Raw genomic sequence first — 14,111 nt, forward strand, 5'->3', positions numbered from 1 at the left:
TAAGGCCCTGGACTCCCGCGGACAAGAGCTAGCCGAGTGGCGAGGTGTCCCGTCCCAGGTACGTCACCGGCCCGGCGTCGGCCACCGCCAGCTCCGCGAACCCGAGCCGGTCGTAGAAGGCCCGCGCGGGCGCGTTCGTGCTGACCATCCCCAGATGCAGCCGCGGCACCCCGGCGGCACGCAGGCCGTCGACGAAGGCGCTCATGAGCCGGCGTCCCCAGCCCTTGCCCTGCCAGTCGGGCAGCAGGTCGATGTGCAGGTGGGCGGGGTGATCGGCCAGCTCGGGCACCAGCATGCGCTCGGGCCGGTGGTGCAGGGCGAGCATCAGGTCGTCCGCGGTGACCGGCGGGTCGGCGGGAAGGGGGCAGCGGGCCGCGGACGCCGGGATCCACTCCTCGCGGTAGCGGCGGACGAACGCCGCCGTGTCCGCGGTGCCCACGACGTAGCCGACGGCCCGGCCCGTGCCGTCGTCCACGACGTGGGCGTGCTCGGGCTCCAGGGAGACGTAGGGGGCGGCGAAGATGTCGCCCATGAGCAGGTCGGAGGCGTACTGGCCGCGGGCGTCGCCACCGGCGTCGGCCGTGCGCACGCAGATGTCGTAGACGGCGGCCAGATCGGCCGGACGGTAGGAACGTACGTAGGGGGCGGTCATTCCCGACAACGTACTGCAAGGACCGTCTAGGTGATCAAAATGCCGCCGTCCACGGGCAGCGTGACACCGGTGACGTACGACGAGGCGTCGGAGGCCAGGAAGACCGCCGCCGCCACCAGCTCGGCCGGGTCGCCGGCCCGATTCATCGGCACCCGCAGCTCCAGCATGCGTTCCAGGTAGCCGGGCGGATACTGCTCGGTCATCTCCGAGGCGAAGAACCCCGGCTCCAGGCAGTTGACCCGGATGCCGCGCCGGGCCGCCCACTGCTGGGCCAGGTCGCGGGTGAGCCCGGCCACGGCCGCCTTCGACGCGCTGTAGGCGGCCTGCGGCAGCCCGGCGGTGGTCGCGCCGAGGATGCTGCCGATGTTCACGATCGACGAGCCCGGCCGCATCACCCGCGCGCACGCCTGCGCCATCCAGTACGTGCCGTGCAGGTTGATCTCCACCACCCGGCGGAACTCCTCGGGCCGCTCGCGCAGCGCGGGCACGGCGGTGCCGACCCCCGCGTTGTTGATCAGCACGTCGACCGCCCCGAACTCGGCCACGGCCGCGGCGACCAGCGCGTCGCAGTCCTCCGGCAGCGCCACGTCGGTCTGGACCGGAAGACAGCGGCGCCCGGCCTCCTCGACCAGGCGCCCGGTCTCCGCCAGCCGATCCGCGCGCCGGGCGCCGATCACGACGTCGGCGCCGGCCTCGGCCAGCCCGCGGGCGAAGGCCACGCCCAGCCCCGACGACGCGCCCGTGACGATGGCGACCTTGCCGTCGAGGCTGAAGCGCTCCAGCACGTCAGAGCCCGTATTCCTTGACGATGCGCTCGTGCCGCTCGACCTCGACGTCGATCTCGCGGGCCAGGTCGAGCCAGGCCAGCGGGTGCACCCAGCGCTCGGTGGCGTCGTCGAGCAGGGCGTCGACCTCGGCGGCCGACACGTCCGGCGGCACCGCGACCCAGCCGAACACGCCCGGCAGCGACTCACCGCTGGTCGGGTGGGTGACGGCGTAGTTCTCGTCGCTGTAGACCCACATCGGCCAGCCGCGCTCGGCCATGACCTCGGTGAACTCCGCCCAGTCCTGCTCGCTCGGCGCGGCGCCGTCGAAGAAGTAGCTGGTGTAACCGCCGGGACGCAGGATGCGCACGGCCGCGAACGGCGGCACGAAGTTCTGCTGCTCCTGCGGGTCTTCCGGGACGGGCTCCAGCAGCTGCGGGTCGAACACGACCAGGTCGCCCGCGTTGTAGTCCATGCCGCGCGGCTGCGGCAGCGCCAGCCGGGCGGTGGCCGGGCCGGTGCGGATGGACAACACCTGGCGCTGGCCGCCGTCGGGCGCCGGGAGGATGAGCCGGATCAGGCCCATCTCCTCCTCGATCGGGCCCTGCTTGGACTTGATCGGCATGCCGATCTTGGCCGCGCCCTTGCGCACGGTGTCCCAGTCTTCCGCCGAGGTGGCCATGACGATCATGCGCCAGGTGTCCTCGTCGGTCAGCTCGTCGAGCACCTCGGCCAGCACGCCGGCCGCCCTGTCGTTGTGGTCGAGCTGCTGGGCGGCGCCGGACAGCAGGCGTCTGGCCTCGATGCCGGCCCCGGCCGCGACCGCGTGCTCGGCGGCGTCGAGCGTCTCCGGCCAGCGCTCGCGGGCGCTGTGGAGCCTGGCCAGCGCGAGGTACTGGGCGGCGTGCGGCAGCAGCGCGGCCATCTGCTCCAGGCGCTCGTCCTGGCGGGCCTCGATGAGCAGGGTGGTCAGGTAGGCCACGTCGTCGGGGTCGGCGGAGGCGATGTCGCCGGAGTCGACCAGCAGCTTCCAGTAGATGTCGGCGCCCGCCGCGGGGAAGCCGAGGAAGCCGAGCGTGGTGGTGTGGCGGCGGGTGGCCTCCAGGTCCTCGCCGGACAGCGGCGCGAGCCAGCCCACCCACTTCTCGGGGTCGGCGTTGAAGCCGTCGGCGGCGTCGAACAGGCCGACCCGCTCCGGCAGGGGCCCGGGGGCCGCGGGCTCGGCGGCGGCGTCGGCGGCGGCCCGCAGCGCGGCGACGCGCTCGGTCAGGTCGCCGGTCTCGCCGCGCAGCTCCGCCGCGCCGGACTCGGCCAGGTCGGCCAGCAGCCGGGCCTGCCACACGCCGTTCCTGGCGACGGCCAGGTCGCCCGCGACCAGCGCGAGCTCGACGCGGGCGCGGTAGCCGCCCATCATGCCGAAGTAGTCGATCCACTGGCGCAGCACCCGGCCGAGCTGCCAGGTGTTGGTGATCTGGGAGGACCCGGCCAGCTTGGCGACCGCGCGCGACCACTCGACGAAGACGCGCGGGTGCTCGCCGACCACGTCGAGGTCGGGCAGCGCGTCGACGGCCTCGGCCGTGCGGCCGAGCTCGGCCAGGATGAGCGCGCGGCGCACGCCCTCGCGATGGGCCTTGGCGGGCGGGTCGTCGGGGGCGAGGTCGGCGGCGGCCTGCAGGGCGGCCAGCGCGTCGTCGGCCCGGCCGGCGGCCAGCAGGGCGCGGGCGCTCTCGGCGCCGAGCTCCCAGCTCGCCTCGCGACCGGCCGTGCGCAGCCGCTCGACCGCGGACTCGGCGTAGGCGACGGCCTCGCCGGCCTTGCCCGCGTCGACGAGCGCCGCGACGTACTGGGTGACCAGGCCGCTGAAGGCGGGCCGCTCCGGGCTCATGCCCTCCAGGAAGGCGCCCACCGTCTCCAGGCGGTCGCCGGCGTAGCCGGGGCCGTCGGTGTTGGCCCACACGATGGCCATCGCCTCGACGGCGGCCGGGGTGGCCGGGCAGTCGCGCACGTCTTCGCGCTGGGCGAACGTGAGCAGCTGCCGTGCGTCGTCGATGGCCACCGCGCCCTGGGCCCGGTCGCCGATGCGGCCCACGAGGTGCCAGTAGCGGGCGTAGAACTCCAGCCAGGGCAGCTCCAGCGTCTCGGCCTGCTGGGCGATGGCCGGGGCCATCACGTCGAGCTGCGGATACCGGCCCTCGTAGGCCTGTGCGGGAAGGTCTCCCAGCGCCATGGCGAGGCCAACGTTGCCCGCCTCGGAAAGCTGCTGCTGGGTTTCGCCGACCCAGGCCCAGATGTCCACGTCCATGGGCAGTCAGTCTGCCAGGTCAACGAGCGTGCCCAAAACGCAGAAGCTCGATCAGCTCGTCCGATTCGTTGTCGCGCAGGACCGAGAAGACCGGGGCCATCAGGTCGTCGGTGGTCTCCTCGACCTGCGCCCGCCGCGCCACGACCTCGGCGCCGGGGGTGGCGTAGGGCTCGGGCCAGGTGAAGAACCTGGCGATCGTCACGCCGTCGGCGTAGCCGAAGGGGGTGGTGTCGTGGACGGCGGCGAGCGTGGCCTCCAGGGGGTGCAGACCGGCCGCGAGCACGGCGTTGGCGTGCAGGCCCCCGCGCAGCTCGCGCAGGACGTGCATGAGCTGGACGGCACGCGCGGGCGCGTCGTCCGGCAGCGGCACCGCCCGCCAGCCGGCGAACAGCGGCGCGCCCACCGGCGAGGCCTGCGCGACGACCGGTTCGAGCAGCTCGGCGATCCTGGCGCAGCCGTCGTGGCCGCCGAACTTGCGCCGCCCCCACTGCCTGCACGCCTCGGTGTAGAGCTCGACGGCCCGCTCGACGGGCATCTTCCTGCCGCCGTTCCAGCTCTCCTCGACGTGGGCGGCCGGGAAGAAGACCGCCACCGAGGTGACCACGTCGGCGTGGCACTCGCCAAGCACCCCGCAGCGCCCGCGGAAGTACAGCTCGCGCGGGCCGAGCCCGTGCTCCTCACAGACGGCCTTGGCCTCGCGGGAGACCATGAAGCCGCCGCCGTACTGGCCGATCGGCGCCTTGACCTGAACCGCCGTGGTACGCGGGTCCGCCATCCTCAACCCCTCCTCGGTTCGGAAAGTGGACCCAGCATCCCTCAGGAGAACATCATTCTGCAAGCATCAGCTCGCCGCTCGCCAGGATCACCGCCGGGCCGGACAGGTAGCTCGTGTCCTCGTCGAGGATGACGGTCAGCGAGCCGCCGGTGACCTCGACGGTCCAGGTGCCGGTGGTGTCGCCGGACATGTGCGCGGCGGCCACGGCGGTCGCCACGGCGCCGGTGCCGCAGGACCGCGTCTCGCCCGAGCCGCGCTCGTAGACCCGCATCACCACGCGGCTGACGCCGACCGGGTTGAACAGCTCGATGTTGACGCCCGCCGGGAAGACCCCGGTGTCGAAGCCGGGCTGGTGGCTGAGGTCGAGCTGGACGACCGGGTCGCCGATCGCGCAGGCCAGGTGGGGGTTGCCCATGTCGACATGGAGACCGGAGTACTCGTGGCCGCCGACGCCCGCCACGCTCTCCCCCAGCACGGCGGGCTTGCCCATGTCGACCGTGATGTCGCCGTTGGGCTCGACGCGGACCCGGCGCGGGCCGCCCCTGGTGGCCAGGCAGAACTCCGCCCCCTCCACCAGCCCCGCGTCCACCAGGTAACGGGCGAAGACGCGTACGCCGTTGCCGCACATCTCCGCGACGCTGCCGTCGGCGTTGCGATAGTCCATGAACCAGTCGGCCACCGCGGCCTGCTCGGCCACCTCGGCGTGCTGCTTGGTCCTGGCGACCCGGAGCACGCCGTCGGCGCCTATCCCGGCCCGCCGGTCACAGATCTTGGCCACGAGCGCGGCCGTCACTTCCACACCGTCGTCCGGATCGGGCAGGATGACGAAATCGTTCTCGGTGCCGTGCCCCTTGAGAAACCGCATTGCCTGAGTTTATGCCGCACCCGGGTCGGCGATGTGCGCGAGGGAGCGTTCAAGCAGATCGGGGGCGTCGTACGGAAGCCAGCGCACCCGCGGGTCGCGGCGGAACCACGACTCCTGACGGCGGGCGAAGCGCCTGGTGGCCCTGACCGTCTCGGCGAACGCCTGCTCCTCGCTCCACTCCCCCTCCAGGAACCGGATGACCTGGGCGTAGCCGAGCGCGCGGCCCGCCGTGCGGCCCTCGGCCAGGCCCTGCCCGAGCAGCGCGCGGACCTCCTCGACCAGCCCCGCCGCCCACATGCGCTCGACCCGCAGCTCGATGCGCTCGTCGAGCTCGGGCCGCGGCACCTCCAGGCCGAGCTGCACGCTGGGATAGACGGCGTCGTAGGACGGCATGGTGGCCGAGAACGGCCGGCCGGAGTGCTCGATCACCTCCAGCGCGCGCACGACGCGGCGGCCGTTGCTCGGCAGGATCGCCTCGGCGGCGGCCGGGTCGAGCTCGCGCAGCCGCTCGTACAGGGGGGCCGGGCCGCGCTCGGCCAGCTCCTCCTCCAGCCGGGCCCTGATCACCGGGTCGGTGCCGGGGAACTCCAGGTCGTCGAGGGCCGCGCGGACATAGAGGCCGCTGCCGCCGACCAGCACCGGGACGTCGATCTTCGCGAAGAGCTCCCTGGCCAGCCGCTGGTACTCGGCGACGCTGGCCGTGACCGTGACGTCCCAGATGTCCAGCAGATGGTGGGGGACGCCGCGTTGCTCGGCGAGGGTGAGCTTGGCCGTGCCGATGTCCATGCCGCGGTAGAGCTGCATGGAGTCGGCGTTGACACACTCGCCCCCGAGCCGGAGCGCGATGTCGACGGCGAGATCGGACTTCCCGGCCGCCGTGGGACCCACGACGGCGATGACTGGCTGCTGGCGCACACCGACCAGTGTGTCAACTGTCCGGGTGTGGACGGACCACCTACAGGTCGAGGAGCGTCGGCTGGAGGTATCCCTCGTGGGTCAGCAGCCAGCGCTTGGTCTCCACCCCCACGCCGCCGCTGAACCCGCCCAGCCCGTTGCCCGCGACCACCCGGTGGCAGGGCACGATGATGGGGATCGGGTTGGAGCCCATGATCGAGCCGATGCCGCGGGCGGGCACGCTCGACCCGGCGCGCCGGGCCAGCTCGCCGTAGGTGACGGCGGCGCCGTACGGGACGCGGTGCAGGGCCTGCAGCACCTGCAGCCGGGAGCCCGTCATCAGCCGCCAGTCCACGGGGGTGCTGAACGTGCGCAGCTCGCCGGCGAAATAAGCGTTCAGCTCGGCGACGGCGCAGGCCGTACGATCCGCATCATGAACCTCAGCCAGGCCGAGCCGGCCGGCCAGTCCAGCGGGCGATCCCCATCCCGAGGCGACCAGCCCCCGCTCGGTGACGGCCAGGACGAACGGGCCGACCGGCGTCGGCACCTCGGCGAACGCGACCGTGGTCATCATGTCCTCACGTGAACTCGTGGTGCTGGGCACCTCCAGCGCGGTGCCCACCCGACACCGTAACCACAACGGGTACCTTCTGCGCTGGGACGGGCAAGGCTACCTTTTCGACCCGGGCGAGGGCACGCAGCGGCAGATGCTGCACGCCGGGCTGAGCGCGAACGACGTCCACTGGCTCTGCGTGACGCACTTCCACGGCGACCACTGCCTGGGCGTGCCCGGGGTCGTGCAGCGCATCGCCCGTGACCGGGTGCGCCATCCGGTGCGCGCGGTCTTCCCCGCCGCCGGCGAGACCTACTGGCGCAGGCTGCGGCACGCGGCCGCGTTCGCCGACACGACGGTGATCGAGGAGCATCCGGTCTCCGGCGCGCTGGCCGGGGTGGGGCCGCTGATCGCCCGCCGCCTGTCCCACCCCGTCGAGTCGTACGGCTACCGCATCCAGGAGCCGCACGGCCGCCGCATGCTCCCCGACCGGCTGGCCCGCCACGGCATCCGCGGCCCGGAGGTCGGCGAGCTCCAGCGCAAGGGCTCGGTCCGGGGCGTCACGCTCGCCGAGTGCAGCGAGCCCAGGCCGGGGCAGAGCGCCGCGTTCGTCATGGACACCCGCCTGTGCGACGCCGTGTTCGAGCTCGCCTCCGGGGCCGACCTGCTGGTGATCGAGTCGACGTTCCTGTCCGCCGAGAGCGCGCTGGCCAAGGAGTACGGGCACCTGACGGCGTTCGAGGCGGGCGTGGTGGCGGCCGACGCGGGCGTGCGCAGGCTGGTGCTCACGCACTTCTCCGAGCGGTACGGGTTCGCCGAGGAGCCGTCGTTCGTGGAGGAGGTACGGCGCAGCTTCGACGGCGAAGTGATCACGGCCCGCGACCTGATGCGCATCCCCGTCCCCCGCCGCCGCCCCCTCGCTTGACGCGTCTCCCGGTGCCGCGCCGTCAGCTCCACACGCCTGTGAAGTAGCCGACGCCGTAGGGCGACGACCGCATGAGGAGCGTGCCCGTCAGCGGCGTCCCCTCGGCCGCGCCGGCCAGCACCTGGAGGGCCGCGCGGCCGGTCACCCAGAGCCGGTCGGCCTCGACCGGGTCGAGCGCGGCCAGCGCCGCCGCGTCGGCCCTGCCGACCGCCTCGGCGATCAGGTCGTTGTACGGCCCTGCCGCCTCGTCGTACCGGCCCGGGGCCCGCGGGGTCAGGCAGGCCGAGCCGTCGGCCATGACCAGCAGCGCGACCCGCCCGAGGCCGGCCAGCTCGGCACCGATCGCCCGGCACTCGGCCGGCGCGGCGTCAAAGGCAACCGCCCGCGCGGGAACCCCCTCGGCGTCACGAGCGAGGGGTCGTTCGGCGTCGGTGGTGGGCGGCCGGTCGGAGGGCTGGTCGGCGTCGTCCAGGAGCCGGCGGCCGACGGTCAGGGACAGCGGCAGCACGGGCGGGCCCTCGCCCACCGTGACCTCGAAGCCCCAGGGCCGCAGGCTGCCCGCCGCGGCGCCGTCGTAGGAGCGGGTCGTCTCCGCACCGCCCACCACGACCAGCACGTCGGGGCGGGCGGCCCGGAGCGCGGCGACCGCGGTACGACAGGCCGCACGCAGCTCGGGCAGCCCGGTCACGATCAGCGGGGTTTGCGGGCAGACGGCCGCGGCGACAAGCACGAGCGCAAGCGTACGCGCCACCCGCCACCCCCCGGCGGCCAGCCCGCCCAGGACCCCGACCCCGCGGAACCCCGGTGCGCGCCAGGTGTCGGTGGTCAGGTCGGGTAGGGGTCGTGGCCTTGTTCGATGGCCTTGAGCAGGCGTTCTGTGTAGGCGTGGGCCGCCTGGTGGAGGCCGCCGCCGAAGCTGATCCTGGCCACCCCCAGCTCCGCCAGCCGCCCGTACGACGGCGCCTTCGGCCGGAACAGGATGTTCACCGGCCCGCCCACCTCGGCGACGAGGGCCGCGATCTCGCCCTCGTCCGCCAGCGTGATCGGGTACACGCAGTCGGCCCCCGCCTCCAGGTAGCGCCGACCGCGCGACACGGCCGCCGCCCGGTCGCGCAGGCCCCGTACGTAGGTGTCGACCCGTGCGTTGATCACCAGGGCGTCGCCCGCGGCCGCCCGCATCCCGGCCAGGTAGTCCGCCTGCGCCCCGGCGTCGACCAGCTCGCCGGTACGCGGGTCGGAGTCCTCCACGTTGCAGCCCACCGCCCCCGCCTCGGCCAGCCGCTCGGCCAGCTCGCCGGGCGCGAGCCCGTAACCGCGTTCGACGTCGGCGGTCACGGGGACGTCCACGGCCCTGGCGATACGGGCGACGGCGGCCATCATCTCGCCGACCGGCGTGCTCTCGCCGTCGGCGTACCCCAGCACGCGGGAGACGGCCGCGCTGCCGGTGGCCACCACCGGGAAGCCGGCCTCCTGGACCGCGCGCGCCGAGGCGGCGTCCCAGACGTTGGGCAGGATCAGCGGGCTGCCGGGCACGTGCAGCCGGCGCAACGTGGCCGCTCTGTCAGTCGTCATGCCCGGCACCCTACGAGGACGGCCGGCTCTCCAGCAGGTCCATTACCGGCCGGAAAGGGCGAGCCACTTGGCGCGGTCCGTTCAGCAGCCGTTCTTGGCGCACTGGCCGGTCAGCTCCCCCGCGGGGCCGTCGGCGGGGGTGTCGCCCTCCGGCTGCGGGGCCTTGGTGGACGGTGTGACGGGCTTCTTGCCGGTGCCCGTCTGCGTCGTGCCGCCGGTGCCGTCGGAACCGGTCGATCCCTTGTCGGCGGGGTCGGAGCCGCCACCCGTGTCCGTGACGGCGTCGCCCATGGCGGAGTCGTCGGAACCGTCGGTGGGCAGGCCGTCGTCGGGGGCGTCGGTGGTGGCGTCGCCCATGGTGGCCTCCTCGTCGGCCTCGAACACCTCGTCGCCGGCGCTCGTGGCCGGGGACGGACGGCCGGAGCCCTGCTCCTGCTGGGTGCTCTGGCCGGGCTTGGCCGCCAGCAGGTAGCCGGCGCCGCCCGCGGCGAGCACGCCGACGAGGGCCGACGCGGCGATGATGGCGGTCTTCCTGCTCTTGCCGGGGGGCCTCGGGGACGGGCCCGGCCCGGACAGGATCTCCTGACGATCCGTCTCGGTCGGATCATGCATGGTGGTGCAGCTCCCTGCGGTCGTATCGGGGAAAGCTCGCCGGCTTCCGCGGGTGATGGACCACACTAGCCGCATCAGTGGAATGCTCGCACACCAATCACAAAGGAATCACGACTTGTCCCCCCAAAGATCTGTTTGCGCAGGTGGCCGTCCCCGGTTGGGCGCCGCGGCCGGAGCGGCCGGGGTACTCGTCACGGCCGGCCTCGGGATTTTCCTGGCATTCACCAGTTCTCCGGAATCGCGCCCGCAAAGCCGTCGTGAATTCGATCAGGAAACACCGCTTATCCCAAGATCGCATTTTCCTTCGCAGATCGCGGTCTCGCCGGTGGTCGAGCCGTCCTTGGCGCCGCCCACCCCGTCGGCCGGCCCCTGGTCGCCCGGCCCCTGGTCGCCGGGTTGGATGGAGGCCGTGCCGGCGCCCGCCCGGCCCACGGCGACGGAGCCGGGCGACCCCTCGCTCCCGCCGGTGAGGGGCGAGCCGTTGAAGGGCGGGCCGATGGAGGGCGGGCCGTCGTCCCCGGTCTCCCTCAAGGCGGTTCCGACGCATCCGCCGCTCGTCGCGCCGCCGCGTCCGTCCCGGCGGGCCGCCGTACGCCGTCCGGCTCCGCACGCGTCCCCGCAGGCGCCGCCCAGGGAACGGGTCGTCCCCGAGCCGGACCGTCAGGCGCCTCCCCCGCCGCCGCCTCCCTCCGTACGGGCCGGCGCGCCCGACCCGTGCGCCACGTTCGACGACTTCCGCCGGCAGCCGTGTTACAGCTTCCTCGACCGCCTCCGCCGCTGACCCACGCCGGACACCCCGCCGCCCGGAAGGGGCGGCGGGGTGCGGGAACGCGGTGACTCAGTGCGCCGAGCAGGCCCCGGCGGCCGGGGCGGGAGCCGCCGGGCGGCCGACGGACGGCATGCCGAGCAGCACGCCGGGCCCCTTCGCCGGGGCGCCCTGGCGGGCCTCCCAGGCGTCGCCGGCCCGCGTGCGCCGCAGCGCCCGGACCGCGCCGTCGGCGACCAGGTGGTGGGGGGCGGCGTAGGTGACCTCGACGGTGACCATGTCACCGGGCCTCGGGGTCTCCTCGCCCACCGCGAAGTGCACGAGCCGGTTGTCGGCGGCGCGGCCGGACAGGCGGCGCGTGGCGTCGTCCTTACGGCCCTCGCCCTCGGCGACCAGCACCTCCAGCGTGCGGCCGACCTGCTTCTTGTTCTCCTCCCAGGAGATCTCCTCCTGAAGGGCCACCAGGCGCTCGTAACGCTCCTGGACGACCTCCTTCGGGATCTGGTCCTCCATCGTGGCCGCCGGGGTGCCCGGACGGATGGAGTACTGGAAGGTGAAGGCGTTGGCGAAGCGGCTCTGCCGGACGACGTCGAGGGTGGCCTGGAAGTCGTCCTCGGTCTCGCCGGGGAAGCCGACGATGATGTCGGTCGAGATGGCCGCGTCGGGCATGGCGGCCCGCACCCGCTCGATGATGCCGAGGTAGCGCTCGGCGCGGTAGGAGCGGCGCATGGCCCGCAGCACGCGGTCGGAGCCCGACTGCAGCGGCATGTGGAGCTGGTGCATGACGTTGGGCGTCTCGGCCATGGCGGCGATGACGTCGTCGGTGAAGGCGGCCGGGTGAGGCGAGGTGAAGCGCACCCGCTCCAGGCCCTCGACGTCGCCGCAGGCGCGCAGCAGCTTGCCGAAGGCCAGCCGGTCGCCGAACTCGACGCCGTAGGTGTTGACGTTCTGGCCGAGCAGGGTCACCTCGAGGACGCCCTGGCCGACGAGCGTGCGCACCTCGGACAGGACGTCGCCGGGACGGCGGTCCTTCTCCTTGCCGCGCAGCGACGGCACGATGCAGAACGTGCAGGTGTTGTTGCAGCCGACCGAGATCGCGACCCACGCCGCGTAGGCCGACTCGCGCTTGGTGGGCAGCGTGGAGGGGAAGACCTCCAGCGACTCCTTCAGCTCGACCTGCGCCTCGCCGGCCACCCGGGCCCGCTCCAGCAGCACCGGCAGGGAGCCGATGTTGTGGGTGCCGAAGACGACGTCGACCCAGGGCGCCTTGCGGACGATGTCGCCCTGGTCCTTCTGGGCCAGGCAGCCGCCCACCGCGATCTGCATGCGCGGGTTGTCCATCTTGGCCGGCCGCAAATGGCCGAGGTTTCCGTAAAGGCGGTTGTCGGCGTTCTCCCGCACGGCGCACGTGTTGAACACGACGACGTCGGCCGTCGCGCCGTCGGGGGCCGGCACGTAGCCGGCGTCTTCCAGCAGGCCGGAAAGGCGCTCGGAGTCGTGCACGTTCATCTGGCACCCGTATGTGCGCACTTCGTACGTGCGGGCGCTCTCCTGGGTCACAGTCATGGCAGGTTCAAGGGTAGTCGTTGTCCGGCTCGCGGCAGCCGCCCCCGTCTAAAACACCAGCTTGACGGCACGATGTGACCGGATCGGTACCACCTGGTTAGTGACCAGCGTCTTAATGACCTCTACCGTTTTGGTCCATGACGGAGAACGGCGACGCCACTCCACTCGTTCAGTTGGAGGGCGTCAACAAGCGCTTCGGGGCGTTGCACGTCCTGAAGGACATCAACTTGACCGTCTCTCGTGGCGAGGTTCTGGTGGTCATCGGCCCTTCGGGCGGTGGGAAGTCCACGCTCTGCCGGACGATCAACCGCCTGGAGACGATCGACGACGGCAGGATCGTGTTCGACGGCCGGCTGCTGCCCGAGGAGGGCAGGGGGCTGGCCAGGCTGCGGTCCGAGGTCGGCATGGTGTTCCAGTCCTTCAACCTGTTCGCGCACAAGACCATCCGCGAGAACGTCACGCTCGGCCCGATCAAGGTGCGCCGCAAGGACCGCCAGGCGGCCGACACGCGGGCCATGGAGCTGCTGGAACGGGTGGGCATCGCCGCGCAGGCGGACAAGTACCCGGCCCAGCTCTCCGGCGGCCAGCAGCAGCGGGTCGCGATCGCACGTGCGCTGGCCATGGACCCGAAGATGATCCTCTTCGACGAGCCCACCTCGGCCCTGGACCCGGAGATGGTCCAGGAGGTGCTCGACGTGATGATCGGGCTGGCACGAGACGGCATGACGATGATGGTCGTCACGCACGAGATGGGATTCGCCCGCCGGGCCGCCAACCGGGTGGTCTTCATGGCGGACGGGCAGATCGTGGAGGAGAACACCCCCGACGAGTTCTTCACCAACGCGCAGACCGACCGCGCGCGTGATTTCCTTTCGAAGATCCTCACGCACTGAGATTTTGAGGCAGGTATACATGCACATGCGTCGTTTGGGAGCGGTGGTCACGGGAGTGGGCATGCTCGCCGCTCTGGCCGCCTGCGGCGGGGACAAGACCTACGCCAGCGTCCTGGAGAAGGTCCAGGGCGGCGGCAAGGTCGTGGTCGGCACCAAGTGGGACCAGCCGAGCCTGGGCTTGAAGAAGGGGTCGGAGCCGGAGGGCTTCGACGTCGACGTCGCCAAGGCCGTGCTGAAGGAGATGAACGGCGGCAAGGACGCCTCGATCGAGTGGAAGGAGTCGGCCTCCTCCAACCGCGAGCCCTTCCTCCAGAACGGCACCGTCGACATCATCTTCGCCACGTACTCCATCACCGAGGAGCGCAAGGGCAAGGTGTCCTTCGGCGGCCCGTACGTGATCGCGCACCAGGACATCATGGTCCGCAAGGACGACACCGCGATCAACACCCCGCAGGACCTCAAGGGCAAGAAGATCTGCAAGGCGGCCGGCTCCAACTCCTACAAGCGCGTCACCGACCCGCCCCCGGACGGCAAGCTCGACATCGACGCCACGACCGTCGACGCCGCCACCTACTCCGAGTGCGTGCAGAAGCTGTCGGGCAGCAACCTCGACGCCGTCACCACCGACGACCTGATCCTGGCGGGCTTCGCCAAGCAGGCCGGCGGCAACTTCAAGGTGCTCGGCCAGGGCTTCACCGACGAGAAGTACGGCATCGGCCTGAAGAAGGGCGACAGCAAGACGTGTGAGGCCGTCAACACCGCGGTGAAGAAGCTGTGGGACAACGGCACCATGAAGCAGCTGCTGGAGAAGTGGTTCGGCGGCATCCAGGGCCTGAAGCTGTCGGAGACCGCGCCTCCGGCCGAGGGTTGCAGCTAGTCACGCCAGAGGCGGGGGGGGGGGGGCCCGGCCCGGCCCCCCACCTCTAGTACACCACACAAAAAAAATAAAAACACAATAGATTTAGTGTTTGG

15 protein-coding genes are annotated in these 14,111 nt (G+C 72.4%); 4 read left to right on the forward strand and 11 right to left on the reverse strand.

Annotated features, from left to right (window positions below):
* Window positions 1-28: 28 nt before the first annotated feature.
* From ABZ444_RS36375 to ABZ444_RS36405, 7 genes are read right to left on the reverse strand one after another with little or no spacing between them, the layout of a single operon-like run.
* Window positions 29-652, reverse strand: a complete 624-nt coding sequence (locus ABZ444_RS36375) for a GNAT family N-acetyltransferase (RefSeq protein ID WP_358007220.1) — start codon at window positions 650-652, stop codon at window positions 29-31.
* A gap of 26 nt (window positions 653-678) precedes the next feature.
* Window positions 679-1,437 (reverse strand): glucose 1-dehydrogenase, encoded by a 759-nt coding sequence (locus tag ABZ444_RS36380; protein ID WP_358007223.1) that lies wholly within the window; start codon window positions 1,435-1,437, stop codon window positions 679-681.
* 1 nt (window position 1,438) lies between these two features.
* Window positions 1,439-3,718, reverse strand: coding sequence for a tetratricopeptide repeat protein (locus tag ABZ444_RS36385; RefSeq protein ID WP_358007226.1), 2,280 nt, complete (start codon window positions 3,716-3,718; stop codon window positions 1,439-1,441).
* A gap of 19 nt (window positions 3,719-3,737) precedes the next feature.
* Window positions 3,738-4,493: a hypothetical protein gene (locus ABZ444_RS36390; RefSeq protein ID WP_358007229.1), complete on the reverse strand. Its 756-nt coding sequence runs from the start codon at window positions 4,491-4,493 to the stop codon at window positions 3,738-3,740.
* A 52-nt stretch (window positions 4,494-4,545) separates the two neighbouring features.
* Complete coding sequence (gene dapF / locus ABZ444_RS36395; protein ID WP_358007232.1) at window positions 4,546-5,358, reverse strand: diaminopimelate epimerase; 813 nt, start codon at window positions 5,356-5,358, stop codon at window positions 4,546-4,548.
* A 9-nt stretch (window positions 5,359-5,367) separates the two neighbouring features.
* Window positions 5,368-6,273 carry a tRNA (adenosine(37)-N6)-dimethylallyltransferase MiaA gene (gene miaA, locus ABZ444_RS36400; RefSeq protein WP_358007234.1) on the reverse strand — a complete coding sequence of 302 codons (906 nt, stop codon included), beginning with the start codon at window positions 6,271-6,273 and terminating at the stop codon, window positions 5,368-5,370.
* A 40-nt stretch (window positions 6,274-6,313) separates the two neighbouring features.
* On the reverse strand, window positions 6,314-6,826 hold the full coding sequence (locus tag ABZ444_RS36405; protein WP_358007236.1) for a methylated-DNA--[protein]-cysteine S-methyltransferase: 513 nt from the start codon (window positions 6,824-6,826) through the stop codon (window positions 6,314-6,316).
* Between ABZ444_RS36405 and ABZ444_RS36410 the strand changes: the two genes are divergently transcribed.
* The gene (locus ABZ444_RS36410) at window positions 6,825-7,730 is read left to right on the forward strand and encodes a ribonuclease Z (protein ID WP_357985155.1); all 906 of its coding nucleotides are present in this window, start codon (window positions 6,825-6,827) and stop codon (window positions 7,728-7,730) included. The two genes, ABZ444_RS36405 and ABZ444_RS36410, sit on opposite strands and share 2 nt — an antisense overlap.
* Before the next feature lie 22 nt (window positions 7,731-7,752).
* Here ABZ444_RS36410 and ABZ444_RS36415 read toward each other — a convergent pair whose 3' ends face one another.
* From ABZ444_RS36415 to ABZ444_RS36425, 3 genes are all read right to left on the reverse strand, one after another.
* Window positions 7,753-8,460, reverse strand: a complete 708-nt coding sequence (locus tag ABZ444_RS36415; RefSeq protein ID WP_358007239.1) for a hypothetical protein — start codon at window positions 8,458-8,460, stop codon at window positions 7,753-7,755.
* 95 nt (window positions 8,461-8,555) lie between these two features.
* Window positions 8,556-9,302, reverse strand: a complete 747-nt coding sequence (locus ABZ444_RS36420) for an isocitrate lyase/phosphoenolpyruvate mutase family protein (protein WP_358007241.1) — start codon at window positions 9,300-9,302, stop codon at window positions 8,556-8,558.
* An 81-nt stretch (window positions 9,303-9,383) separates the two neighbouring features.
* Complete coding sequence (locus ABZ444_RS36425) at window positions 9,384-9,914, reverse strand: hypothetical protein (RefSeq protein WP_358007244.1); 531 nt, start codon at window positions 9,912-9,914, stop codon at window positions 9,384-9,386.
* Between the two features lie 325 nt (window positions 9,915-10,239).
* On the opposite strand from ABZ444_RS36425, the gene ABZ444_RS36430 reads away from it, so the two are divergent.
* On the forward strand, window positions 10,240-10,695 hold the full coding sequence (locus ABZ444_RS36430) for a hypothetical protein (protein ID WP_358007247.1): 456 nt from the start codon (window positions 10,240-10,242) through the stop codon (window positions 10,693-10,695).
* A gap of 57 nt (window positions 10,696-10,752) precedes the next feature.
* Here ABZ444_RS36430 and miaB read toward each other — a convergent pair whose 3' ends face one another.
* Window positions 10,753-12,246 carry a tRNA (N6-isopentenyl adenosine(37)-C2)-methylthiotransferase MiaB gene (miaB, locus tag ABZ444_RS36435; RefSeq protein WP_357985141.1) on the reverse strand — a complete coding sequence of 498 codons (1,494 nt, stop codon included), beginning with the start codon at window positions 12,244-12,246 and terminating at the stop codon, window positions 10,753-10,755.
* 137 nt (window positions 12,247-12,383) lie between these two features.
* On the opposite strand from miaB, the gene ABZ444_RS36440 reads away from it, so the two are divergent.
* Both ABZ444_RS36440 and ABZ444_RS36445 read left to right on the forward strand, forming a co-directional pair.
* Window positions 12,384-13,139 carry an amino acid ABC transporter ATP-binding protein gene (locus ABZ444_RS36440; RefSeq protein ID WP_358007250.1) on the forward strand — a complete coding sequence of 252 codons (756 nt, stop codon included), beginning with the start codon at window positions 12,384-12,386 and terminating at the stop codon, window positions 13,137-13,139.
* Between the two features lie 61 nt (window positions 13,140-13,200).
* Window positions 13,201-14,016, forward strand: coding sequence for a glutamate ABC transporter substrate-binding protein (locus tag ABZ444_RS36445; protein ID WP_358007253.1), 816 nt, complete (start codon window positions 13,201-13,203; stop codon window positions 14,014-14,016).
* The last annotated feature ends 95 nt before the right edge of the window (window positions 14,017-14,111 follow it).

The organism is Nonomuraea sp. NPDC005730, from assembly GCF_040630865.1.
Lineage (GTDB): Bacteria > Actinomycetota > Actinomycetes > Streptosporangiales > Streptosporangiaceae > Nonomuraea.